General features: G+C 69.4%; 24 protein-coding genes, 1 tRNA gene and 1 pseudogene. 15 read left to right on the top strand and 11 right to left on the bottom strand.

What is annotated here, in order from left to right:
• Positions 1 to 224: 224 nt before the first annotated feature.
• Positions 225 to 1,070 (top strand): 3-mercaptopyruvate sulfurtransferase, encoded by an 846-nt coding sequence (sseA, locus tag MKK67_RS02630; RefSeq protein WP_243962095.1) that lies wholly within the window; start codon positions 225 to 227, stop codon positions 1,068 to 1,070.
• 114 nt (positions 1,071 to 1,184) lie between these two features.
• Here the strand turns inward: sseA and MKK67_RS02635 are convergent, their stop codons facing one another.
• The 4 genes from MKK67_RS02635 to MKK67_RS02650 are packed head-to-tail and all read right to left on the bottom strand — an operon-like array spanning position 1,185 to position 4,394.
• On the bottom strand, positions 1,185 to 2,009 hold the full coding sequence (locus tag MKK67_RS02635) for an FTR1 family protein (protein WP_243962096.1): 825 nt from the start codon (positions 2,007 to 2,009) through the stop codon (positions 1,185 to 1,187).
• 29 nt (positions 2,010 to 2,038) lie between these two features.
• Positions 2,039 to 3,454, bottom strand: coding sequence for a 4Fe-4S binding protein (locus MKK67_RS02640; RefSeq protein WP_243962097.1), 1,416 nt, complete (start codon positions 3,452 to 3,454; stop codon positions 2,039 to 2,041).
• 13 nt (positions 3,455 to 3,467) lie between these two features.
• A complete protein-coding gene (locus MKK67_RS02645) occupies positions 3,468 to 3,815 on the bottom strand; it encodes a cupredoxin domain-containing protein (protein WP_243962098.1) in 348 nt (115 codons plus the stop codon).
• A 15-nt stretch (positions 3,816 to 3,830) separates the two neighbouring features.
• Positions 3,831 to 4,394, bottom strand: a complete 564-nt coding sequence (locus MKK67_RS02650) for an iron transporter (RefSeq protein WP_243962099.1) — start codon at positions 4,392 to 4,394, stop codon at positions 3,831 to 3,833.
• Between the two features lie 412 nt (positions 4,395 to 4,806).
• Between MKK67_RS02650 and MKK67_RS02655 the strand changes: the two genes are divergently transcribed.
• A complete protein-coding gene (locus MKK67_RS02655; RefSeq protein WP_243962100.1) occupies positions 4,807 to 6,873 on the top strand; it encodes a carbohydrate porin in 2,067 nt (688 codons plus the stop codon).
• 41 nt (positions 6,874 to 6,914) lie between these two features.
• On the opposite strand, the gene MKK67_RS02660 is transcribed toward MKK67_RS02655, so the two are convergent.
• From MKK67_RS02660 to lipB, 3 genes are read right to left on the bottom strand one after another with little or no spacing between them, the layout of a single operon-like run.
• Positions 6,915 to 7,253, bottom strand: a complete 339-nt coding sequence (locus MKK67_RS02660) for a DUF6883 domain-containing protein (RefSeq protein WP_243962101.1) — start codon at positions 7,251 to 7,253, stop codon at positions 6,915 to 6,917.
• Complete coding sequence (locus MKK67_RS02665) at positions 7,250 to 7,720, bottom strand: DUF4926 domain-containing protein (RefSeq protein WP_243962102.1); 471 nt, start codon at positions 7,718 to 7,720, stop codon at positions 7,250 to 7,252. Before MKK67_RS02665 ends, MKK67_RS02660 begins: the two co-directional genes overlap by 4 nt.
• A 54-nt stretch (positions 7,721 to 7,774) precedes the next feature.
• The gene (lipB, locus tag MKK67_RS02670; protein ID WP_243962103.1) at positions 7,775 to 8,506 is read right to left on the bottom strand and encodes a lipoyl(octanoyl) transferase LipB; all 732 of its coding nucleotides are present in this window, start codon (positions 8,504 to 8,506) and stop codon (positions 7,775 to 7,777) included.
• A 103-nt stretch (positions 8,507 to 8,609) separates the two neighbouring features.
• On the opposite strand from lipB, the gene MKK67_RS02675 reads away from it, so the two are divergent.
• Both MKK67_RS02675 and MKK67_RS02680 read left to right on the top strand, forming a co-directional pair.
• Complete coding sequence (locus MKK67_RS02675) at positions 8,610 to 8,915, top strand: FliM/FliN family flagellar motor switch protein (protein ID WP_243962104.1); 306 nt, start codon at positions 8,610 to 8,612, stop codon at positions 8,913 to 8,915.
• Between the two features lie 122 nt (positions 8,916 to 9,037).
• Positions 9,038 to 9,122, top strand: a tRNA-Leu gene (locus MKK67_RS02680).
• Positions 9,123 to 9,242: 120 nt separating this feature from the next.
• Here the strand turns inward: MKK67_RS02680 and MKK67_RS02685 are convergent.
• Positions 9,243 to 9,461 carry a DUF6429 family protein gene (locus MKK67_RS02685; protein WP_243962105.1) on the bottom strand — a complete coding sequence of 73 codons (219 nt, stop codon included), beginning with the start codon at positions 9,459 to 9,461 and terminating at the stop codon, positions 9,243 to 9,245.
• 255 nt (positions 9,462 to 9,716) lie between these two features.
• Here MKK67_RS02685 and MKK67_RS02690 point away from each other — a divergent pair.
• A pseudogene (locus MKK67_RS02690) lies at positions 9,717 to 11,663 on the top strand (OPT family oligopeptide transporter).
• A gap of 64 nt (positions 11,664 to 11,727) precedes the next feature.
• Here MKK67_RS02690 and MKK67_RS02695 read toward each other — a convergent pair.
• Both MKK67_RS02695 and MKK67_RS02700 read right to left on the bottom strand, forming a co-directional pair.
• A complete protein-coding gene (locus MKK67_RS02695) occupies positions 11,728 to 12,114 on the bottom strand; it encodes a PIN domain-containing protein (RefSeq protein ID WP_243962106.1) in 387 nt (128 codons plus the stop codon).
• Positions 12,111 to 12,371, bottom strand: coding sequence for an AbrB/MazE/SpoVT family DNA-binding domain-containing protein (locus MKK67_RS02700; protein ID WP_243962107.1), 261 nt, complete (start codon positions 12,369 to 12,371; stop codon positions 12,111 to 12,113). Before MKK67_RS02700 ends, MKK67_RS02695 begins: the two co-directional genes overlap by 4 nt.
• Before the next feature lie 378 nt (positions 12,372 to 12,749).
• Between MKK67_RS02700 and MKK67_RS02705 the strand changes: the two genes are divergently transcribed.
• The 5 genes from MKK67_RS02705 (at position 12,750) to MKK67_RS02725 (ending at position 16,001) form a co-directional block, all read left to right on the top strand.
• Positions 12,750 to 14,300, top strand: coding sequence for a DEAD/DEAH box helicase (locus MKK67_RS02705; RefSeq protein WP_243962108.1), 1,551 nt, complete (start codon positions 12,750 to 12,752; stop codon positions 14,298 to 14,300).
• 236 nt (positions 14,301 to 14,536) lie between these two features.
• A complete protein-coding gene (locus tag MKK67_RS02710; RefSeq protein WP_243962109.1) occupies positions 14,537 to 14,722 on the top strand; it encodes a YegP family protein in 186 nt (61 codons plus the stop codon).
• A gap of 241 nt (positions 14,723 to 14,963) precedes the next feature.
• Positions 14,964 to 15,233: a hypothetical protein gene (locus MKK67_RS02715; protein ID WP_092036095.1), complete on the top strand. Its 270-nt coding sequence runs from the start codon at positions 14,964 to 14,966 to the stop codon at positions 15,231 to 15,233.
• Between the two features lie 149 nt (positions 15,234 to 15,382).
• The gene (locus MKK67_RS02720) at positions 15,383 to 15,520 is read left to right on the top strand and encodes a hypothetical protein (protein WP_243962110.1); all 138 of its coding nucleotides are present in this window, start codon (positions 15,383 to 15,385) and stop codon (positions 15,518 to 15,520) included.
• Between the two features lie 28 nt (positions 15,521 to 15,548).
• Positions 15,549 to 16,001, top strand: a complete 453-nt coding sequence (locus tag MKK67_RS02725; RefSeq protein WP_243962139.1) for an acyl-CoA thioesterase — start codon at positions 15,549 to 15,551, stop codon at positions 15,999 to 16,001.
• A gap of 6 nt (positions 16,002 to 16,007) precedes the next feature.
• Here the strand turns inward: MKK67_RS02725 and MKK67_RS02730 are convergent, their stop codons facing one another.
• On the bottom strand, positions 16,008 to 16,544 hold the full coding sequence (locus tag MKK67_RS02730; protein WP_243962111.1) for a superoxide dismutase family protein: 537 nt from the start codon (positions 16,542 to 16,544) through the stop codon (positions 16,008 to 16,010).
• Between the two features lie 110 nt (positions 16,545 to 16,654).
• On the opposite strand from MKK67_RS02730, the gene MKK67_RS02735 reads away from it, so the two are divergent.
• The 5 genes from MKK67_RS02735 (at position 16,655) to MKK67_RS02755 (ending at position 21,961) form a co-directional block, all read left to right on the top strand.
• Positions 16,655 to 17,437, top strand: coding sequence for a TlyA family RNA methyltransferase (locus MKK67_RS02735; protein WP_243962112.1), 783 nt, complete (start codon positions 16,655 to 16,657; stop codon positions 17,435 to 17,437).
• Complete coding sequence (locus tag MKK67_RS02740) at positions 17,434 to 18,672, top strand: class I SAM-dependent RNA methyltransferase (RefSeq protein ID WP_243962113.1); 1,239 nt, start codon at positions 17,434 to 17,436, stop codon at positions 18,670 to 18,672. Before MKK67_RS02735 ends, MKK67_RS02740 begins: the two co-directional genes overlap by 4 nt.
• 66 nt (positions 18,673 to 18,738) lie before the next feature.
• Positions 18,739 to 19,011, top strand: coding sequence for a hypothetical protein (locus MKK67_RS02745; protein ID WP_243962114.1), 273 nt, complete (start codon positions 18,739 to 18,741; stop codon positions 19,009 to 19,011).
• 164 nt (positions 19,012 to 19,175) lie between these two features.
• Positions 19,176 to 20,180, top strand: coding sequence for a magnesium transporter CorA family protein (locus MKK67_RS02750; protein WP_243962115.1), 1,005 nt, complete (start codon positions 19,176 to 19,178; stop codon positions 20,178 to 20,180).
• Positions 20,181 to 20,275: 95 nt separating this feature from the next.
• The gene (locus tag MKK67_RS02755) at positions 20,276 to 21,961 is read left to right on the top strand and encodes a methyl-accepting chemotaxis protein (RefSeq protein WP_243962116.1); all 1,686 of its coding nucleotides are present in this window, start codon (positions 20,276 to 20,278) and stop codon (positions 21,959 to 21,961) included.
• Positions 21,962 to 22,225: the final 264 nt, after the last annotated feature.

The following is a 22,225-nucleotide window of genomic DNA, read 5'->3' on the forward strand; positions in this document are numbered from 1 at the left end:
ATCGTATCGTCGTAACTGGGGTTACAACGATTGAAAACAAGACCAGCGTGCATTCGCTGCATCGGACCACGGTGCCGGGTGCGTAGCTCGCCGCAAGGCCGCGCTGCGGCTGCGGCTTTTTCCGGGTCCTGACGAAACGGCCCGACCGCGAAGTCTCAGGGTCGCAACCGGCCGCGGCCTGTGGTTTGGTGGGCGCTCGCGCGAACAGAGCCGGATAGCGGATTATGGCCCACCCGCCCCTCGTGACCCCCGAATGGCTGCATGACCGCCTCGAGGCCCCCGACATCGTGGTGCTCGACGCCTCGTGGTACCTGCCGGCCGCCGGCCGCGACGCCGCGGCCGAATTCCAGGCCGCCCATATCCCCGGGGCTTTGCGCTTCGATCTCGACGCCATGAGCGACACCGAGTCGAGCCTTCCGCACATGCTGCCGCGCTCCGACGTGTTCGCCTCGCGGATGCGGGCGCTGGGCATCGGCGACGGCACGCAGATCGTCGTCTATGACGGCCAGGGCCTGTTCTCGGCCCCGCGGGTCTGGTGGATGCTCAAGACCTTCGGGGTCCGGGACGCGCTGGTGCTGGATGGCGGCCTGCCCGCCTGGATCGCGGCGGGCTATCCCACCGAGGACGGCGACCCGGCTCCCCGCGAGCGGCGCCACTTCACCGCCCGGCTCGATCACGGCGCCGTGGCGGACGCCAACGACGTCGCCCGGGCCCTGGAGACCGGCTCGGCTCAGGTGGTCGACGCCCGCTCGGCCACCCGCTTCCGCGGCGAGGAGCCGGAGCCGCGGCCGGGCGTGCGGCCGGGGCACATGCCGGGGGCGCACAACCTGCACTACGCGTCCCTCCAGCGCGACGGCCGCCTGAAGAGCCCGGAGGAGTTGGAGAAGGTGTTCGCGGAGGCCGGTATCGATCCCGACCGGCCGGTCGTGACCACCTGCGGCTCCGGCGTCACCGCGGCGATCATCGCCCTGGCGCTGGAGACCATGGGCCAGCCGGCCCGCAGCCTCTACGACGGCTCTTGGTCCGAATGGGGCGCCGATACGGCGCGCCCGGTCGCGACGGGCGCCTAATCGCGGTTTCAGAAGGTCGAGACCTTTTGCGGGTCGAGGGCAGAGCCCTGGTCCATCATCAGGGCTCTGCCCTGACGACCCGCCAAAGGGCTGAGCCCTTTGGAAACCTCTGATTCAGGCGGTGCGCACCGTCCGGCGCTTGTCGGCGGAACTCCACTGCATCAGCCCGACCATCACGGCGATGGTGCCGACATAGACCAGCCCCTGCAGGGCGGTGGGCCGGTCGGTGTAGCCGACGAGGGCGTGCAGCACCCGACCCGGCCAGGAATTCTCCGCAATCACCGCGGAGCTGTTCCACAGGGTCTGGCCGAGGACGTCCACCACACCGGCATTGGCCAGGAACTGCGCGGCCTGCGAGGCGAGCCCAGCGGCAAGGAAGATGATCAGCACGCTGGTGATCGAGAACACGTAGCGGCTCGGGATCGCGGCGAGGCCGAAATAGGTCACCGCCGAGAGGAGGATGCCCGCCCCGATGCCCGCGAACGCGCCGAACTGGATGTCCGCGCCCGAGGTGCCGGAGGCGACGAGCCCGTAGAGGAACAGCACCAGCTCGGCCCCCTCGCGCAGGATCGCGGCGCCGACCACGATCGAGAGCGCGGCGGCCTCGCGCTCGCCCGAGCGCACCGCCTCGCCGGCCGCGCGCAATTCACCGGCGAGCTCCTTGCCGTGCTTGCTCATCCAGGTGTTGTGCCAGATCAGCAGCAGCACCGCGACGATCAGCACCGCGGCGTTCAGGATGTCCTGGCCGCTGCCCTCGAAGGCGTCGGAGATTTTTTCGGCGAACAGCGCCACAAGGCCGGCCCCGACGAGACCGCCGGCCACGCCGAGCAGCACCCAGCGCATGCGGCCCGGGATGCCGCGTGTGGCCGCGAGCACGATCGAGATGATCAGGCCCGCCTCGATGACTTCGCGGAAGGCGATGATGAAGGCGCCGATCATGGCGTTTCCTCAGTTGAACGCGGACCGCGCTACCAGACCCAGAACAGGAGCACCCAGTTGGCGACCGAAAGGGTCACCGCGGAGGCGATGCAGGCGGTCGCCCCGGCCCGCCGGAGACCACCCGCCGCGAGGCCGGCGACGCGCCAGGCGAGCCACACGCTCCACAGGCCGGAGCCGATCAGCATGGCCGCGCGGAGCTCCGACACGTACGGGATGACGATGCCGTCGCCGCGCAGGAACGTGACGGTCAACGCCGAGAGACCCAGGAAGACGCCGCAGCCCGCCACCGGGATCAGCGTCTGCGTCAGGTGGTGGAAGCGCTCGCGCGACCAGCCGCCGAGCGCCAGGGTCGCGAGCGCGACGATCCCCGACAGGGCGAGCCCGAGGATCACGGTCGCGGCGCCGATGTAGGCCAGCAGCAACCCGCCGTCGAGCAGGGTCATCACGTCGCTGCGGTCGGGATAATTCGTCAGGATGAACCAGGGCGCCGACATCTCCAGCGGCCAGGTGGTCCCGCGCTCGATCAGCCAGGTGGCGATCCCTTGCTTCGCCTCGACGAACCAGGGGCTCGACGACCACTGGAACGCGCCCACCGCCAGGGCCAGCATGCCGAACAGGATCAGCACGGTCTGTTCCAGGCTCGGCTCCTCGCCGGAGACGTGGACGATCTCGTGGTTGGGCGAGCGCAGGGCGAGGCGCACCGCACCGCGATGGCCGCTGCAGCGCCCGCACATGTGGCAGGAACCGGCCCCGCGCATCGCCTTGACCGGCACCAGGGGCGCGCAGTTGAAATACTCGGTGCCCTGCACGGGCTTGGGCGAGGCGGCCCAGGCGGCGCGGTCGACCTGAAAACTGATCGGCGCGAGCTTCGAGAGCACCGCGAACACGCCGTTGACCGGGCAGAGATAGCGGCACCAGACCCGCTTGTTGCGCCCGTAGAGCAGGCCGACGATGATCGCCGCGACGGTCGAGCCGCCGAGCACGGCGAGCACCGGCTTCGGGTAGCCGTAGACGCTGGTCATCTGGCCGTAGACGGTGGTGCCGGCGAACGCCAGGAACGGCCAGCCCTGCCAGGTGATCCAGCGCGGCACGGCGTAGCCGCGGCTCCAGCGGCTGGCGAACTCGCTGAGCGCGCCCTCGGGACAGAGCACCCCGCACCAGGCACGCCCGACCAGCACCATGCTCAGGAGCACGAACGGCCACCAGATGCCCCAGAACGCGAATTGCGCGGCGAGCGTCAGGTTGGTCCAGATATGGGCGGTGTTGTCGGGCAGCGGCAGCAGCGCCGGCACGATCACCAGCACGCCGTAGACCCCGACGATCACCCACTGGACGGCGCGGATCAGCCAGCCGTGCAGCCGCAGCCAGTCGCCGAAGCGGGCGAGCCGCTCGTCGATCAGGTCCCGGCGCGAAGGTGCGTCGGCGAGGAGGGCTGGGGCCGCCACCGTCAGGATGCGCTCATTTGGCCACCAGGGTAGCCTTCGCCTCGGGATGGAAATCGTCGAACACTTGGTATGTGCCGGGATCGAGGGTCCGGAACACGATCGCCGAGGTCGAGCCCGCGGCCAGCGCCTTCTCGCGCTTGAGTTCCGTGCTCTCGAACTCGACCGGCGACTGGCCGGTATTCGAGATTTCCAGCTTGAAGCGCGTGTTGGCCGGCACCTCGATGGTCGCCGGCAGGATCACGCCGTCGCGCATCTCGACCTTGATGACCGGCATGTCGTCCGCGCGCGCGGCCGCCGCCCCCCAGGAGGCGGCGAGGAGCGCGGCGGTGACGAGACGGAAAGGGCGCGACGAGCGTGGCACGAAAATCCCTGCGGTTCAGTAGGCGCCCTTCTTGCCGACTCCGGCGAAGGTGAAGTCCTGGGTCACGTCGAAGGGCTCGAACCAGGGGCCGACCCCCGTCTCCTTGTCGACGTGGCGGCCGAAATGGCTGTCCTTGCCGGGGGGCGCCACCGTGACCTTCAGGCGGTAGCGGCCGGGACCGAACAGCTTGACGTTGTCGCCGTAATGCGGACCGTCATTGGCGACCATCGGCATCAGCGCACCCGAGACCTTCTGGTCCGTGGGCTTGTCGCCGTCGAGCTTCACCGCCTCGAAGCGGATCTCGAGGGCCGGCACCCAATCCCCCTCGGCAAAGCCGTTCCGGTTGTCCTTGGCGGCCCGGATATCCGTCTCGAGATGCAGGTCCGACTGCGCGGCGTCGCGCATCATGCCGGGCGGGTCCATCTCGATCGGCTGGAGGTACACGGCGGCGACTTCGAGGCCGTTCTTGGTCACGTGCGGACCGATCGGCACCTCCTTGGCCGAGACGGTCCCCGCCGTCGCGAGGAGGGCACACGCAGCCAGGCCGCGGAGAATCGGGGTAAAAGTCGAAGCGCGCATGGTTCGGCACATAACGCCCCTGCCAGAAGTTTCAAAGAGGCAAACCGCCGCAAATCAAATCATAATAATTCTAATCTACTACCATTACAGGGCCCGCGAATGGTAGTTCTTGGCCTTTACCTGAGCGTGTGGCGGGTTCTGGTGCAAGCGCAGAAGTTATTCCGCTCGCTGTGGCCGCACGTATCTTGACCGCCGAAAGGATGTGGGGATCGTCATGCCGTTGCCATGCGCGGCCCCCAACGATGCCGTGCGGGACGGAAAAACGGTGCGGTCTGTGTTCGAGACGGTCCGAGACGGCTTGCGCGCCCGCAAAGCGCATCATAGCAAGTGCTATATCTTGTCTGCGAGTCCCATGCCGTCCCGTTCCGTGCCCCTCTTCCGTGTCGCCGCCGCCATCCTGGCAGGGCCCCTGATGGCGTCCCTTCCCGCATCGGCAGCCGATCCGGCCGCGCGTCGTCCTGCCGGGGACGTCCCCGCCTACACCGACTGGTCGGGCGGCTACATCGGTCTCCAGGGCAGCGCGGGCGGATCCTACGGAGCCTATAATTTCGGGCCGACGACGATCGGCGGCCGCACGGTCCCGGCGTTCAAGAGCGGCGATTCCACGGGCCGCAGCGACCAGGGCCGCAACGCCACCACGGCGGTCGGGGGCGTGTTCGGCGGCTGGAACTGGCAGACCGGCCCCTGGGTCTACGGGGTCGAGGGCAGCTTCGACGTGGCGAACCTGAAGCGGCCGGTGCCCTCGACCATAACCGGCTTCGGCTACGAGGATGCCGACCAGACCTTCAACATCGTGCGCGCCAAGACCGACCTGTACGGCACCCTTCGAGCCCGGATCGGCTACAGCTTCGACCGCTACCTGGTCTACGGGAGCTTCGGGCTCGCAGGCGCCAACGCGCACTTCCTGGCAGACTATCCGGATTTCGACGCGGGCGGCCAGAATACGGCGCGGCGCGAACTCGGCTATCTCGGATTCACCCTGGGCGCGGGCATCCAGTACGCCATCAGCGACTCGCTCGCGCTCGGGATCGATTACCGCTACATCGATCTCGGCGGCAGCCGGCGCTTCTCCCTGGGCAGCGTGCCGGGCGACGAGGGCGGCCCGGTCACGTCCCGGGCGAGCTTCACCTCGAACCAGCTGTTCGCGCGGCTGATGTGGTTCCCGGGCGGCCTGAAGGTGCCGGCCGGTCCCGACGAGACCGCCCCGCACGATCCCGACAACGGCGACACCGGGCGGTTCTCGCTGCACGGCCAGACCACGCTGATCGCCCAGGGCGTGCCGGGCTTTCGCTCACCCTACGAGGGAGCCCAGAGCCTGATCCCGCACCAGGCCCGCCAGACCACCACGGCGACGATCTTCCTCGGGCTCAAGCTCACCGACAGCACCGAGCTGTATTACAATCCCGAGTTCAGCCAGGGCTTCGGCCTGTCGCGGACCTTGGGCGTCGCGGGCTTCGTCAACGGCGAGGCGCAGAAGGCCGGCGCGCCGTTCCCGAAGCTGCGCTCGAACCGCTACTACGTGAAGCAGACGATCGGGCTCGGCGGCGAGACCGTGGAGGTGCCGGACGGCCCGAACCAGGTCGCGACGCGGTACGACGCGGAGCGGATCACCCTGATCGCCGGGAAGTTCGCGCTGGGCGACTTCTTCGACGGCAACGTCTACGCGCACGATCCGCGGGTCGATTTCTTCAACTGGTCGCTCTGGGGTGCCTCGGCCTGGGACTTCCCGGCCAACCTCCCGGGCTTCACCCAGGGTGTCTACGCCGAGTACAACCGGCCGGACTTCGCGATCCGCGCCGCCTACACGCAGGTGCCCAAGGAGCCGTCGAGCGACGTGCTCGACCCGCGGGTGTTCCGCCGCGCCGGGCTGAACGCCGAGTTCGAGGAGCGCCACGTGCTCCCGTGGCTGGAGCAGCCCGGCAAGGTCCGCATCGGGCTGTTCTCGAATGTCGGGGTCTCGGCCAACAACCGGGAGGTCGTCACCCTCACGCAGCTCGGCCTGTTCGACAACGGCAGCGATGCCGCCCTCGCCACCCGCAAGCCGCGCCGCAAGACCGGTGGCTACATCAACCTCGAGCAGGCGCTGACGCCCGAGCTCGGCCTGTTCGCCCGGGCCAGCCTGAACGACGGGCGCACGGAGAACATCTCCTTCACCGACATCGACCAGAGCTTCTCCGGCGGCCTGTCGCTGAAGGGCAAGGCCTGGGACCGGCCGGACGACACGATCGGCATCGGCACGGCGATGAACCGGCTCTCGCCCTCGCACCGCGCCGCCTTCGCGGCGGGCTTCTACGGCCTGCTGATCGGCGACGGGCGGCTCAACTACGGCAGCGAGCGGGCGCTGGAGACCTACTACGCCCTGAACCTCACGAAGTTCGTGACCCTGACCTTCGACTACCAGTTCGTGGACAACCCCGGCTACAACCGCGATCGTGGGCCGGCGCACTTCTTCGCGTCGCGGCTGCACGCGGATTTCTGACCAAGCTTAGCGGTCCACCGGTGGAATTCCGAGTTGCCGCGTCAGCGGCCATCATCGGGATAGGCTGTGACGAGGCGGGCACCGGTCTCGCCCGGCGGAACGATCCACACCGTCAGGATGCAGGGATCACGGCCATCCGGCGTCCGGACACGGCAGCGGACGGTGTATTTGACACCCCAGCGGTTGTGCTCGGTATCCGCGACGGGATTGTGGTCCGGATGGGCGACGAAGGCCGCCGTAATGACGTCCGGGCGGTCGAGCGAGAAGCCGAAGGCCTGAAAGAACGCCGCCTTGGAACCACCCACGGGATGATCCGGCCGAAGCAGGTAGTCGGTGAGCTTGGCCGGCGGGACGATGCGAGGCGGAATGGTGGCGGTCACGCCTCCGGAATCCGGGACAAGCTCGGCGCCGGAACCGTGGCCACGGCGTGGAAGGGCTCGATGAACTCCACTTCGTAGGCTTCGCCGTCGCCGTGGACGAACACGACGGCGCCGCGGGCGCCTTCCGGCAGGCTGCGTCCGTCCTTCAGGGCCAAGTCGTCGGATAGTGTGACCATGCTGTGTTCCGGGATGGCCGCGGACACGTCGGAGCCGAGCATCCGCCGCAGATTTCCGACGAAGACCTCGGAGAACACGCCCTCATCGATAGCCTTGCGCAGAAGCCGCAGAAGGTCGTCCTCCGGCAGATCCAGGGGCCGTGCCTGAAAGCGGCCGTCCTTCCACCAGGAGAAGCGGATCTCATCGGCGCCGGTGGCCCTGATCCTCAGACGCTCGATGCGCGCACCGCCTTCGTCGGCGCTGGCGATCTCATCCGCGTATCTCGTCGAGCGCATTGGCCGCCCCTCCATCACCGTACGATATACGATAGCCACGCCGGACGCGTCGTCCGGGACGCGGCGCGCTTACGACTCCGCCTCGATCACCGTCGCCCCAAAAATCTCTTCGAACGCCGCCCGCAGCTGCATATCGACCTCCACCAGGCTCACCGGCAGGCCGAGATCGACCAAGCTCGTCACCCCGTGCTCGCGCACGCCGCAGGGCACGATGCCGGCGAAATGCGACAGGTCCGGCTCGACGTTCAGGCTGATCCCGTGGAAGCTGACCCAGCGGCGCACCCGGATGCCGATGGCCGCGATCTTGTCCTCCACCCCGGGCCCCTTCTCCGGGCGGCGAACCCAGACGCCGACCCGGTCCTCCCGGCGCTCGGCCCGGACGTTGAAGGCCGCCAGCGTCTCGATCAGCCAGCCTTCCAGGCTCGCCACGTAGGCGCGCAGGTCCCGGCTGCGCCGGTCGAGGTCGAGCATCACGTAGGCGACCCGCTGGCCCGGGCCGTGGTAGGTGTACTGGCCGCCCCGCCCCGTGGCGTGGACTGGGAATCGATCGGGCGCCACGAGGTCCTCGGGCTTGGCCGAGGTGCCGGCGGTGTAGAGCGGCGGGTGCTCGAGCAGCCAGACGCATTCGGCCGCCGTGCCCCGCGCGATCTGCTCCACCCGCGCCTCCATCCAGGCGACTGCGTCCGCGTAGCCTACGGGCGCGTCGCTCACGCGCCAGGACACCGGCCCCGCGACCGGATCCGAGCCGGGCCGCTTCGGAAAGGCGTGCGGCGAGACCGTGAGGCGGGCTGCGTTTACCAAGGGTTCACTATCCTGCGTCGATGGTCGAAGCCTTCAACATCCGCGGCCGGCGGTGGCAAGTTTTTGATGCTCCGGGTCGGCTGCGAGACGGGATGGGCAGGCGGTGGCGGTCTTCGAGACCCTGAAGGTCGATCTGACGGTGGTGCTCGGCCGAGCCCGGATGCCGCTGCACATGCTGCTGCGCATGGGCCGCGGCGCCGTGATCGAGCTGGAAGCCAGCGACAGCGACATGGTCGAGATCCTGGCCAACGACCACCCGATCGCCCGCGGCCAGATCGTCGTGACCGGCGACCGGATCTCGGTCGAGGTCACGGAGCTGATCCGCAAGGCGGCAGCGATCATCGAGCCCGGCACCACCATCGGCGACAGCGCGACGCCGTTCCTGGATGATAGCTACGCTTCTGTTTGAGCGGAGCGCTTGTCGGCGGCGGATCGATCTGTTATCCGCTGCGCCGCCCGAGATGACGGCGACCCGAGGGATTCCCCGGAGGTCGCAGCGTTCGGGCGAACGGGCGTATCTTCGCGTCCGATGCGGCCATGGCGGAATTGGTAGACGCGCTAGCTTGAGGTGCTAGTCCCGCGAGGGGTGGAGGTTCGAGTCCTCTTGGCCGCACCACACGTTTGTTGTGGTGCTTTCCCTCTGAAAGCTGATCGGTCGGCACCAGGCCGAGATCACGGCTTCGGGTCCTGCTTTTCTCCTGACACACGTGTTTGCAGCGCCGCTGAACCGCGGCGCTCAAGCCTTGCGCGTGAACAGCGCCTCGGATTGGCGCAAGCCTTCCTCGGTCAGCACCACGGATTTGGCCCGGCCGACCGGATCGTCGATCAGCCCCTTCGCGTGCAGGCGGCCGAGGGTCGCCCAGTCGAACCCTTTCCAGGCCCGACATTCGTTGTGGAGCGTCAGCCACAGAAGGGCGAGCACCGCCTCGTCAATGCGCTCTTCGTCGATCTGCATGCCCTGAGATTAGCACACCGTGCCCGCGCAGCCCAAGGTCCGGCTGGATAGCGACGGCATGAGATATCCACGTTTTTAGAAACGGCACCTTCAGCACAGTATAGATTTTTAATCTGTCAGCATATCTCAATAAAATTGGCTTAATTCCCTCTAAATTTATGTATACCGGTCCGAAAAATCCGCTTCTTCGGCTGGTTGTCTTCCGCAGTCGACGACCGATAAACTCGAAGGATTCGATCTCGGAGCCCGATTCGCATGACCAGCGGTGCCAATCCAGCCGAACTGACTTGGCGCGGCATCCTGCTCGGCGGCGTGCTGACCCTGCTGTTCACCGCCGCCAATGTCTATCTCGGCCTCAAGGTCGGGCTCACCTTCGCGACATCGATCCCGGCGGCGGTCATCTCCATGGCTGTGCTGCGCCACCTCCCCGGCGCCACGGTGCTGGAGAACAACATCGTCCAGACCGTCGCCTCGGCGGCGGGCACGCTCTCGTGCATCATCTTCGTGCTGCCGGGGCTGGTCATGATCGGCTGGTGACACGGCTTTCCCTGGCTCACCACCGCGGGGATCACCGTGACCGGCGGGATCCTGGGCGTGATGTTCTCGGTGCCCCTGCGCCGCGCCCTCGTGGTTGATTCGGACCTGCCCTATCCCGAGGGACGCGCCGCCGCCGAGGTGCTGGCGCTCGGCACCCAGGGCGCCACCGGCGCGGCGGACAGCGCGCTGGGCCTGCGCATCCTGGTCTGGAACAGCCTGGCCTCGGCCGGCTTCGCGGCCCTGGCGCAGACCCGGCTGGTGCTCGACAGCGCAGCGATCTGGTTCCGGGTCGGTGCCGGCGCCACCGGGATCGGCGGCAACCTGTCTTTCGCGCTGCTCGGCGTCGGCCATCTCGTCGGCCTGTCGGTGGGGGCCGCGATGGCGCTCGGACTGGTGATCGGCTGGGCCGTGCTGGTCCCGGTCCTGACCGCGCAGCATCCGATGCCGGACGTGTCCGTCGAGGCCTGGGTCGGCGCGGCGTTCCGCCAGGAGGTCCGGTTCTTCGGCGCCGGCGTGATGGGTGTCGCGGCGATCTGGACCCTGATCCGGATCGCCGGCCCGGTGCTGGGCGGCATCCGCTCGGCCCTGGCCGCCGGCCGGGCGCGTCAGGCCGGCGCGACGCTGGCCCTCGAAGAGCGCGACCTGCCGATCGCGGTCGTCGGCCTCGTCTCGCTGAGCCTGCTCCTGCCGATGGGCTGGCTTCTGTGGGACGTCCTCGCCGGCACCAGCCTGGAGCGTCACGGCGCGCTGCTGGTCGCGGGCAGCCTGCTGTTCGTCCTCGTGATCGGGCTCGTGGCGGCGGCGGTGACCGGCTACATGGCCGGGCTGATCGGCTCGTCCAACTCGCCTCTGTCGGGGATCGGCATCCTGGCCGCGCTGGCGAGTTCGGTGATGCTGCTGGGGCTGCTCGGCCGCGGGGCGGACGCGGAGAGCAGCGGCGCGCTCGTCGCCTACGTGCTGACCGTCACCGGCATCGTGTTCAGCATCTGCGCCATCGCGAACGACAACCTGCAGGACCTCAAAACCGGCCAGCTCGTGGGCGCGACCCCGTGGAAACAGCAGGCGGCCCTCGTGGTCGGCGTGGTGTTCGGCTCGGTGATCATACCGCCGGTGCTGAACGTGCTCGCGACGAGCTTCGGCTTCGTCGGGGCGCCAGGGGCCGGGCCGAATGCGCTGGCGGCGCCGCAGGCCGGCCTGATCTCGACCCTGGCGAAGGGCGTGCTGTCCGGCGAAGGCAACTGGCGGATGCTGGGCTGGGGCGCGGTTACGGGCGTAGGGCTGATCGCCCTGGACGAAACCCTCGGCCGGCTGAAGCGCCTGCGCCTCCCGCCGCTGGCGGCCGCCTTCGGGATCTACCTGTCCATGAAGCTGATCCTGCCCCTGGTGGCGGGCGCGGTGATCGGCACAGTCTACGAGCGCTGGGCGCGCCGCCAGGCCGATCCGGAACGGGCGGTCCGGCTCGGCACCCTCACGGCTACGGGCCTGATCGTCGGCGAGAGCCTCTGGGGCGTCGCCTTCGCGATCATCGTCTACGTGTCGGGCGACGATGGCGCCCTGGCGCTGGTGGGCGACGGTTTTGGCGGCCCGGCGCTGATCGGCGGCCTGGTGCTGTTCGCGGGTCTGACAGCAGGCCTCTACCGCCAGACGCGGCGGCTGGCGGCCTGACGCGGGCCGAGTCTCGGTATTCCTTCGAGACCGTGCGGCCCACTTTCGTATCACGAGCGTGGCGTTAGCGGACCAGTTCGACAGTCAAGCCGGATACGCTGATCTTGGCCCACGCCCTATCGGTCGTGAGCACCGGCAAACGAAGCTTCATCGCAAGTGCCATGCAGGTTCGATCGCCGATCCCGCTCCCGAACTGCCGCGTCGCGTCCGTTAGAAACGCAGCCGCGAAGGCGGCCTCGCGATCATGCGCGTGTATGTCGAGCCGCAGGTTCTGCACCAATGTCTCGATAACTGGCAGATCCAATCCTCGCAGAAGAAGAGCTTTGACCAGTTCTTGAAGGTTCACCGCGGACATAGCTGCCTGACCGACGTAACGTGCGACCAAATCGGCTCCGGGCTCACCACGCAAAAGCGCTATGACGGCCGAGGTGTCGAAGACGACGGCACTCACGCAACCGAATCCTGGCCTTCCTCCTCGGCGCGGCGCTCCTTCAGGAAGGCAGAGGAATCGGCATCATAGCGGGCGTTCTCGCGGTAAAGAGCCTGAAGCTTCGACACCGTGTGGCCGACCGGTGAGAGGCGTACCTCGTCGCCATCGACCGTGACGACGAGCCGGGTCTCGCCCGTGACGCCCAGAGCCTCGCGCACGGATTGCGGCAGAACCATTCGGCCGTCGGCAGCCACCTTCGCGTCGGTCACGAACCGCATCGCCAGATCCTCAGCCTTCACGGAGCAATTTACCACACCACTTTGCGCCCGTCGTCAGGGCCTCGGGAATGACAAGTCGCCGAGACGTGCGCCCATGCGATCGGTGCCATGTCCTGCCGGGCACAGCTTTGCATTGACTTCGCAGCCGCACACCGGCATATCGGCAGTGCAGCGTCAGCGGCCGTCATGGCCCGCTTGAGGGGGCTGCGTGACGGATCGGGCGCCTCCTGGCGTGATCCGGCCCCCCTCTTCATAACGTGCATGCACCCGGGCTGCCCCATCACGCGGGCTGCCCCCTGCCAACGGACCGACCTGAATTCTGCGCTGCTCGCACATGACGCGAAGCGCCCGGCCGGCCCTGCTGCATCGGATATCTCTTTGACCCAATTCACCGATTTCGGCCTTGCCCAGCCCGTGCTCCGGGCACTCGGCGAGGCTGGCTACGTCACGCCGACCCCGATCCAGGCCCAGGCGATCCCGCCGGCCATGGAGGGCCGCGACCTCTGCGGCATCGCCCAGACCGGCACCGGCAAGACCGCGGCCTTCGCGCTGCCGATCCTGCACCGCCTCTCGCTCTCGGATCGCCGGGCCCCGCGCCGCGGCTGCCGAGTGCTGGTGCTCTCGCCCACCCGCGAGCTCGCCAACCAGATCGCCGAATCCTTCGCGGATTACGGCCGTTACCTGTCCTACACCACCACGGTGGTGTTCGGCGGCGTTACCATCAGCCGCCAGGAGCGGGCGCTGGCGCCCGGCGTCGACGTCCTGGTCGCCACCCCGGGCCGGCTGATCGACCTGATCGAGCGCCGCTCGCTGACCCTCGAGGGCGTCGAGATCCTGGTCCTCGACGAGGCCGACCAGATGCTCGACCTCGGCTTCATCCACGCTCTCAAGCGCATCGTGAAGATGCTGCCGGCCCAGCGTCAGAGCCTGTTCTTCTCGGCGACGATGCCGAAGAACATCGCCGGCCTCGCGAGCCAGTATCTGAAGGATCCGGTCCAGGTCGCCGTCACCCCGGTGGCGACCACGGCCGAGCGCGTCGAGCAGAAGGTCATCTTCGCCCATACCGGCGCGAAGCAGGCCCTGCTCGCCCACATCCTGCGCGATCCGGCCATCGACCGGGTTCTGGTCTTCACCCGCACCAAGCACGGGGCGGACCGGGTGGTGCGCGGCCTCGACAAGGCCGGCATCGCCGGCGCCGCGATCCACGGCAACAAGAGCCAGCCGCAGCGCGAGCGGGCGCTCCAGGCCTTCCGCGACGGCGATTGCCGGGTGCTGGTGGCCACGGACATCGCCGCCCGCGGCATCGATGTCGACGGCGTCAGCCACGTGATCAATTTCGACCTGCCGAACGTGCCGGAGAGCTACGTCCACCGCATCGGCCGCACCGCGCGCGCCGGGGCGACCGGTCTTGCGATCTCGTTCTGCAACGACGAGGAGCGGGCCTACCTGCGCGACATCGAGCGGCTGACCCGCCAGAGCGTGCCGGTGGCGGGCTTCCCCGAGGGCTTCACGCCCCCGTCGCGACAGGAAGCGGCCGACATCGCCCGCGAGGAAGAGCGCCGGCCTGAGCGCCAGCAGCAGCGTCCGGCCGGTGGTCGTCCGGGCCAGCGGTCCCGGCCGCAGCAGGGCCGTCCCCAGCAGGGTCGCCCGGAAGGCGGTCGCGGCTTCGGCGGCGGCCAGGGCCAGGGTGCCCCCCGCCAGGGCCGTCCGCAGGACGGTCGGGGCGAGGGTCGCGGCCCCGCTCCGCAGGGACGCGACGCGCGTTCGGACCGGCCCGCCCGTCCGCAGGGCGAGCGTCCGGCCCAGCAGCAGGCGCGCCCGGCCCGCGACAGCCGGCCCCAACGGGCCGATGCCCGCCCGCGCAGCGCCGGCGGCGGCAACGGCGAAGGCCGCACCATCGGCTGGCTGGAGCGGTCGCCCCGGTCCTGAAAACCGGGTTCCCAAAGGGCTCGGCCCTTTGGCGGGGTTCGGGGGCGAAGTCCCTGAAGCATCGGGCGAAGCCCGACAGCAGGGTTCCACCCTGCACCCGCAAAAGGTCACGGACCTTTTGAAACCAGGATTTTCCTAGAACCGATCAACGCCGCCCCGGGAGGAGACTTCCGGGGCGGCTTCTTTTTTGCCTGGAGCATCCCATCTCACCGACAGGTCGGACGGGAGCGTGCCCCATGCGGTTCGAAGTCTATCGGGATGCCAAGGGCGAGTGGCGCTGGCGCCTGCGGGCGCGGAACGGAGAGGTGATCGCCGATTCCGGCGAGGGCTATAGCCGCCGCGAGGATTGCGAGCATGGCATCGCGCTGGTCCGACAGAGCGCCGAGGCCCGCATCGAGGATATGACCACCAAGATCGCCTGAGCGCAGGGCCGCAGCCACGCGACCGAATGCCGAACGCGTTGATGCGGCGTGCTCGTTTGCGAGGCGCTGTCACCGGTCCCGGTGGCGACGGTCAAAAATAAACCCTGTCCGATTCTCCGTAGCGGTTACGCTGCAACGCTTCTCGTCGCCCGTGCGTTGCAGCGGTTCGGACCGCCGGGGGGATTGTCGTTCCTCGCGCGGTTCGTCGTCGAAGACGCAATCACGCGAAGGGAGTCGAGACGTGCTGAGGAAATTCCTGCTCGCGGCCCTGCTGGTGCTGGGCTTCGCGGCTGCAGCGCCGCAGGGCGCGTCGGCTGCGCCGGTCGGCCCGGGCATCGCCCTGCCGGCCGACGCCGCGCCGGCCGTGGCCCAGAAGGCCCAGTACTACTACCGCCGTCGGTTCTACGGCCCGCGGCCGTTCTACCGCCGTCCCTACTACCGCCGCCGGTTCTATTACGGCCCGCGCCCGTTCTACCGTCGTCCGTATTACCGTCGCCGGTTCTACTACTAAGCGGATCGAGACCCTGAACGGCCCGGCGGCTCACACGAGCCGCCGGGCTTTTTCGTGCCGCGATTCGGGATGCACGCCCGGGCCTCATGCCGTATAGTGCAGGAAAGGGATGGACCGGCGACAGATCGGCCCGCCCGGGAGGAAACCCGATGAACGATATCGCGCAGCGCGCCGAGCCCGCGGCGGCGACGCCGGATCTCTGGCAATCGATCCCGTTCGAATGCATCCTGGGCGCGGCCGCGATTCTGCTTGCGGCCGGGCTGAAGCTCGCCGGCATCCTTCTCTGACGGCGGGCGGGACAGGCGGATGGACGGCATGCAGCACGTCGGACGCGTAGCGGGCGAGAGCGTGGCGACGCCGGCCCCCGAGACGGACCTGCCGCGCGGGGATCTGACGGTCCGGACCATCGCGATGCCGGCCGACACCAACGCCAACGGTGACATCTTCGGCGGCTGGGTTCTGACGCAGATGGATCAGGCCGGCGGCATCGCGGGGGTCGACCGGGCGCAGGGCCGGGTCGTCACGGTAGCGCTCGACGCGATGACCTTCATCCGCCCGGTCCGGGTCGGGGACGTGCTGTGCGTCTACACCCGGGTCTCGCATGTCGGCCGGACCTCGATGAAGATCGAGGTCGAGGCCTGGGCCCGCCGGTTCTGCACCCAAGTCCGCGAGCGGGTGACGCAGGCCACCCTCACCTTCGTGGCGATCGACGAGGCCGGGCGTCCACGCCCGATCCCGCCCCTGGTGCCCTCCCCCAACCCGGGCTGATGAGTCCTACTTGATCACCGCGCAGGCGACCCGGTCGCCGGCGCCGCCGATCGGCTGGGTGGTGTGGTCGTCCTCGTTGGCGTGGATGATCAGCGCCGAGCCGTCACCGTCCTTGAGGCCGCCTTCGCCGGTGAGCGGTGTCTCGCTGGTTACCTCGGCATTCGCCGAGCCGTCCTGGACCACGTAAAGGTTCGGCAGGTCGCCCTCGTCGGGCCCGTCCGGATTGAGCAGGCCATGCTTGCTCTGGTCGTGGTTCACATGGGCCTTGGAATTCAGGAATTTCGGATCCGAGCAATCGCCCACGGCGTGGAAATGCATGCCGTGCCAGCCGGGCGGGAGGCCGCCGGGCTGGATGGCGACACGCAGCACCAGGCTGTTGGCGCCGTCGCGGATCGCGATCGTGCCGATCGTGTCGCCCTTGGCGTTCTTCACGGGCGCCTGGAACGTCTCGGCGGGCTTGGCGGCTGCCGGCGGCTCCTGGGCCAGGGCGCCGCTCGCCGCGAAGGGGCCCAGCAGCGCGAGCAGCGGCAGGATGCGTGTCATACGGTGGCTCTCCTCTCAAGCCCGGTCTAGGTAGGATGCGTGCCGCCCGTTCGACAGGGCCGGACCCCGAAACCTTCGCCGTATCCCTGGCGCCAGCCCGTAAAGCCTTGATGACCGGAGACCGGCCCATACCGGATCGCACGGCGCCCGCGCGCCCCGATCCCTCGCCGAAACGGGCCGACCTGTTCCTGGTGGAGCACGGCCATTTCGAGAGCCGGGCGCGGGCGCAGGCCGCGATCCGGGCCGGGCTGGTGCGGGTCGACGGCCGGCCCCTGGCGCGGGCCTCGGAGACGATCCACCCGGGCGCGCAGGTCGAGGCCGCGCCCGAACACCCTTATGCCTCGCGGGGGGGCCTCAAGCTCGCGGCGGCGCTCGACGCGTTCCGGCTGGACCCGGCGGGCCTCGCCTGCCTCGATGTCGGCGCCTCGACCGGCGGCTTCACCGACGTGCTGCTCGCCCGGGGCGCGGCCCATGTCCACGCGGTCGATGTCGGCCGGGGGCAGCTTCATCCGCGGCTCGCCGCGGATCCGCGGGTCACCAGCCTGGAGGGCACCGACATCCGCACGCTCGACCCGATGCGCCTCGTCCCGCGGCCCGCACTGGCCAGCGTCGATGTCAGCTTCATCGGGCTGCGGCTGGTGCTGCCGGCCCTGCCGGCGCTGCTCGCACCCGGCGCCGCGATCGTGGCGCTGATCAAGCCGCAATTCGAGGCCGGGCGCGAGCGCGTCGGACGCGGCGGCCTGGTCCGCGACCCGGCCGTCCACGCGGAGGTCTGCGCGACCGTGCGCGGCGTGCTGGAGGGGCTCGGCGCGACGATCCTGGGCCTGATCGATTCGCCCGTGCCGGGTGGCGACGGCAATTCCGAATTTTTGATCGGCGCAACCTTACCATGAGCGAAACGGTCACGATCCAGGACCTCGGCGCCCGCGGCGACGGCATCGCCGAGGACGGCCTCCTCGTCCCCTACACGCTGCCCGGGGAGCGGGTGACGATCCGCCGGGAGGGAAAGCGCGCGGAGCTGCTCGGCATCGAGCAGGCCTCGCCCGACCGGGTCGAGCCGTTCTGCCCCTATTACATGCGCTGCGGCGGCTGCCGGACGCAGCACCTCGCGCCGGCCGCGGAGCTGTCCTGGAAGCGCGGCCTCGTCGCCCAGGCCCTGTCGCAGGCTCGGCTCGATATCGAGCCCGAAGCCGCCATCGACGCGCACGGCGCCGGGCGCCGTCGCATCACCCTGCATGTCCGGGAGATCGACGGACAAGGCGAGGCCGGGCTGATGGCGGCGCGCAGCCACGCGCTGGTGCCGATCGACCTTTGTCCGATCACCGTGCCGGCTTTGCACCCGGCCCCCGCGGTGGCGCGCCGTCTCGCAGCACCGCTCGGCCACGGCCGCAAGCCCCTCGACGTGGCCGTGACCGCCACCGACCAGGGCCTCGACATCGACCTGCGCGGGCATGGGCCGGTGAGCGGCGGTGTCGCCTCCGCGCTGGTGCGGATCGCGGGCGAACTCGGCCTCGCCCGTCTGTCGCTCCACGGCGAGCGCCTGATGGAGGCCGAGCCCGTCTCGGTGACATCCAGCGAGAGCCGCCTCTACCCGGCTCCCGGCGGCTTCCTGCAGGCGACCGCGGCCGGGCAAGCGGTCCTCACCGACCTCACCGTCGCGGCCCTGGGACGCCGCCCGCGGCGCGTCGCCGACCTGTTCTCGGGCTGCGGTCCCCTCGCCCTGGCGATGGCCCGGAATGCTGCGGTCCATGCCGTCGAGGCGGATACGGCCGCGCTCAGCGGGCTCGACCGCTCGGCCCGGGCCGCCACGGGCCTGCGCCAGATCACCACCGAGCGCCGGGACCTGTTCCGCCGGCCGCTGCTGCCCACGGAGCTCGACGGGTTCGACGCGGTGGTGTTCGATCCGCCCCGGGCCGGCGCCGAGGCGCAGGCGCGCCAGCTCGCCGCCGCGCGGGTGCCGCTGGCGATCGGCGTGGCCTGCGATACCGGCACCTTCGCCCGGGACGCGGCGACGCTGACGGCGGGCGGCTACCGGCTCGAATCGGTGACGCCGGTCGACCAGTTCCGGCACTCGGACCATGTCGAGATGGTCGGCGTCTTCCGGCGCGAGGCCCCGCGCCGTCGCTGAGGCTTGCACCGTGGAGGCTTGCAACTTGCTGGGGAATCTGACCTTCTTCAGATGACTGGAGGTGTCATGACCACAGCATCGACCCGCTTGCTCGCCCTCGCCGTGCTGAGCGTCGCCCTGCCCGCGTCCCTGGCGGCGCAGCCCCGCGCGCCCGATCAGACCGGCACCGGCGGTGGCCCGACCTCGACGATCACGGCGCCGAACACCAACAGCCTCGGCGTGACCAAGCCGCCGGGCACGTCGCTGGGCCCCGGCGAGGTGCCCTCGCGCCAGGAGCAGCGGCGCGAACGTGAACTGACCGACAAGATCGACAACAGCGTCTGCGAAGGCTGCAACTGAACGCCGAAGCGGGCTGGGCGGAACCGTCGAAGCGGGCCGCGATGTCACGGAAGCGTCAGAAAACAACGCCACACCCACGGCGCAGCTTGCGCTTGGAGCCGCCGTGCCGGATGCGGACCGGACCTAGCGCCGACTTGTGACCGCTTCGCACCCGAGACCGCTTCGTGATTTTCATCCACCAGCCCGCAACCGGCGCCGGATCCTCGCTGCTTGAGCGCCGAATCGTCGACCTTCAGGACACGATCCCCGAGGACACCGTCTGGCTCGACCTGATCCGCCCGAGTCGCGAGGAGGAACTGAAGGTCGAGGCCTTCGCCGGCATCGAGGTTCCGACCCGCGAGGAGATGAAGGACATTGAGCCTTCGGAGCTGCTCTATGTCGAGGAGGGCGCCCGCTACATGACCGGGCGCGTGCTCTCGAAGGTCAGCGATGCCGAGGAACCGGGGCTCGCCGGCATCACCTTCATCCTGCGCGGCAGCCGCCTCGTCACCGTGCGCTACGAGGAGCCGCAGGCCTTCCGGATGTACACGCAGCGCGCCGGCCGCACGATGGGCAACGGCAACACCTCCGCGCTCTCCGGCGAGACCATCCTGGCCGGGCTGATCGAGGCGGTGATCGACCGGGCGGCGGACGTGCTCCAGCTCCAGGGCGAGCGCATCGACCGCCTGTCGGGCAAGATTTTTGAAGTGCAGGCCGACCCGTCGGCGCGCAACACCGCCCTTCAGGACACGTTGCGGGCGCTTGGACGACTCGGCGACCTGATCTCGAAGCAGCGCGAGAGCCTGGTCTCGATGGAGCGGATTCTGTTGTCGCTGTCGGCGACCTATCGGACCAACAAGGCGCCCCGCGACCTGCGAGAGGATGTCCGCTCGACCCTGCGCGATCTTCAATCACTGGAGGAACACGCGACCTTCCTCTCCACGAAAATTCAATTTCTGCTCGACGCGACACTCGGCTTGGTCAACCTGGAACAGAACAACATCATCAAGCTGTTCTCGGTGATGGCCGTCGTCTTCATGCCGCCGACGCTGATTGCGTCGATCTACGGCATGAATTTTAAGTCCATGCCGGAACTAGAACTCTCGTTTGGCTACCCGATGGCCGTAGTCATGATGGTCGTCGCCGCGGTCCTTCCCTACGTTTTCTTCCGCTGGAAGAAGTGGCTGTAGTCACGAATAGCTGTCGACGCGCAGCAGACCGTTAAGAAATATCATAGAGATCATCAAGGTTGAAGCGCCGCCCGGCCGCGACGACGGAAGCCCCGATGCGATTCTCCCTGAAGATGGTCCTGTGCGGCGCCATCGGCCTGCTCGCCCTCGCCGCCGCCGGCCAGGGCGTCGTCAGTGTCGTCCGGCTGTCCGAGATCGAGCAGGACGCCAAGGAGGTCTCGCAGGTCTGGCTGCCGGCCCAGAACCAAGCCGAGGCCATCGGCATGGCGGTGCGCGACGTGCGGCTGAAGCTCTACAAGCTGGTCGTGGGCTCGCCGGATTTCGCGACCCTCGACAAGAACCAGACGGCGCTGACCGACGGCCTCGGGGCACTCTCCGAACTGCGCCAGGCCTATCAGGACCGCCTGACGACGCCCCGGGAGCGCGAGACCTACGAGCGCTTCACCGCCGCCTGGAACGCCTATCAGAACGTCCAGCTCCAAGTGGTCGAGCTGATGATCGCCGGCGACACGAACGGCGCCCTCAAGCTGGTGCTCGATCCGGAGACCGGCGCCCAGAGCGAGGCGGCGGTCGCCAGCCTCACCGAGGCGATCGACCTGGCGCGGTCGCAGACCGACGCGAACATCGTCGCCACCGCCGACACCGCGGCCTCGGCCAAGCTCACCGCCCTGGTCGCCACCGCGGTGGGGCTGGCGGTCGCCGTCGCGGCGATGTTGTTCGCCCTGTTCGGCATCGCCCGCCCGATCCAGCGCATGACCGGCGCCATGGGGCGCCTGGCCGAGGGCGACGCGACCGTGGCGATCCCCGGCACCGGACGCCGGGACGAGATCGGCGCCATGGCGGCGGCCGTGCAGGTGTTCAAGGACAACCTCATCCGCACCCGCGCGCTGGAGGAGGAGACCGCGCTCGCCCGGGCGGGCGCCGAGGCGCAGAGGCGGCGCGCCGTCGAGGAGATGGCCGACGGCTTTGAGGCCGCGATCGGCGGTGTGCTCGCGGCGGTGACGGAGGCGGCCCTCGACCTCCGGGCCAATGCCGAGACGATGACCAACACGGCGACCCGCACGGCCGAGCGCTCGGCCGCGGTGGCGAGCGCCGCGCAGGAGGCGGCCGCCCATGTCGGCACCGTGGCGGTGGCAGCCGAGGAACTCGGCGCCTCGGTCCAGGAGATCGGCCGGCAGGTCGACGGCTCCGCCGACCTCGCCCGGGGCGCGGTGGCCCAGGCCGGGCAGACCGCGGGGCTGGTCCAGGAGCTGAGCGAGGCCGCGGGCCGGATCGGCGACGTGGTGCGGCTGATCTCCGACATCGCCGGCCAGACCAACCTGCTCGCCCTGAACGCCACGATCGAGGCCGCCCGGGCCGGCGAAGCCGGGCGCGGCTTCGCCGTGGTGGCCTCCGAGGTGAAGGCGCTCGCCGCGCAGACCGCCAAGGCCACCGACGAGATCACCGGCCAGGTCGGCCGCATCCAGGGCGCGACCGGCCAGACCGTGGGCGCCATCGACGGCATCACTGGCCGGATCCGCGAGATCGACGGGGTCGCGACCTCGATCGCGGCCGCCGTCGAGCAGCAGGGCGCCGCGACCCAGGAAATCGCCCGCAACATCGCCGACGCGGCGGCCGGGACCGGCTCGGTCACCGGCACGATCGACGCGGTTGCCCGGGCCGCCGACGAGACCGGCACCGCCGCCACACGGATGCTCGCCTCGGCAGCGAGCCTCTCGACGCAATCCGAAGCCTTGCGCCGGGAGATCGGCGACTTCCTCCAGACGGTGCGCGCGGCTTAAGGCTTGATCGGCGCCCGTCCAACCCACCCCCCCCTCATCCTGAGGTGGCGACGCGCAGCGGCGCCCTCGAAGGAGCCCTCCAGGGATCGCGCGGCCCGCTGGAGGGCTCCTTCGAGGCTCGCTTCGCTCACACCTCAGGGTGAGGGGATTGGGTGGGATGATCGTCGATCAGGGCCGGACCATTGGTTGTGTCCGCTCAGCCGACCGCCCTGCCAAGGCAGCGTCGTGTCCCAGGGGCGCTGATATCCAAGACGCTGCGCTGAA

Origin of the sequence: Methylobacterium sp. J-072, from assembly GCF_022829425.1 — a bacterium.
In the GTDB taxonomy this organism is placed as follows: domain Bacteria; phylum Pseudomonadota; class Alphaproteobacteria; order Rhizobiales; family Beijerinckiaceae; genus Methylobacterium.

Excerpts from the sequence above, each read along its gene's own strand:
- MKK67_RS02730 (WP_243962111.1), bottom strand. The coding sequence starts at position 16,544 with ATGACACGCATCCTGCCGCTGCTCGCGCTGCTGGGCCCCTTCGCGGCG.
- MKK67_RS02755 (WP_243962116.1), top strand. The coding sequence starts at position 20,276 with ATGCGATTCTCCCTGAAGATGGTCCTGTGCGGCGCCATCGGCCTGCTC.
- MKK67_RS02685 (WP_243962105.1), bottom strand. The coding sequence starts at position 9,461 with ATGCAGATCGACGAAGAGCGCATTGACGAGGCGGTGCTCGCCCTTCTG.
- MKK67_RS02710 (WP_243962109.1), top strand. The coding sequence starts at position 14,537 with ATGCGGTTCGAAGTCTATCGGGATGCCAAGGGCGAGTGGCGCTGGCGC.
- MKK67_RS02720 (WP_243962110.1), top strand. The coding sequence starts at position 15,383 with ATGAACGATATCGCGCAGCGCGCCGAGCCCGCGGCGGCGACGCCGGAT.
- MKK67_RS02700 (WP_243962107.1), bottom strand. The coding sequence starts at position 12,371 with ATGCGGTTCGTGACCGACGCGAAGGTGGCTGCCGACGGCCGAATGGTT.
- MKK67_RS02725 (WP_243962139.1), top strand. The coding sequence starts at position 15,549 with ATGCAGCACGTCGGACGCGTAGCGGGCGAGAGCGTGGCGACGCCGGCC.
- MKK67_RS02665 (WP_243962102.1), bottom strand. The coding sequence starts at position 7,720 with ATGGAGGGGCGGCCAATGCGCTCGACGAGATACGCGGATGAGATCGCC.
- MKK67_RS02735 (WP_243962112.1), top strand. The coding sequence starts at position 16,655 with ATGACCGGAGACCGGCCCATACCGGATCGCACGGCGCCCGCGCGCCCC.
- MKK67_RS02655 (WP_243962100.1), top strand. The coding sequence starts at position 4,807 with ATGGCGTCCCTTCCCGCATCGGCAGCCGATCCGGCCGCGCGTCGTCCT.
- MKK67_RS02745 (WP_243962114.1), top strand. The coding sequence starts at position 18,739 with ATGACCACAGCATCGACCCGCTTGCTCGCCCTCGCCGTGCTGAGCGTC.
- sseA (WP_243962095.1), top strand. The coding sequence starts at position 225 with ATGGCCCACCCGCCCCTCGTGACCCCCGAATGGCTGCATGACCGCCTC.
- MKK67_RS02635 (WP_243962096.1), bottom strand. The coding sequence starts at position 2,009 with ATGATCGGCGCCTTCATCATCGCCTTCCGCGAAGTCATCGAGGCGGGC.
- MKK67_RS02650 (WP_243962099.1), bottom strand. The coding sequence starts at position 4,394 with ATGCGCGCTTCGACTTTTACCCCGATTCTCCGCGGCCTGGCTGCGTGT.
- MKK67_RS02740 (WP_243962113.1), top strand. The coding sequence starts at position 17,434 with ATGAGCGAAACGGTCACGATCCAGGACCTCGGCGCCCGCGGCGACGGC.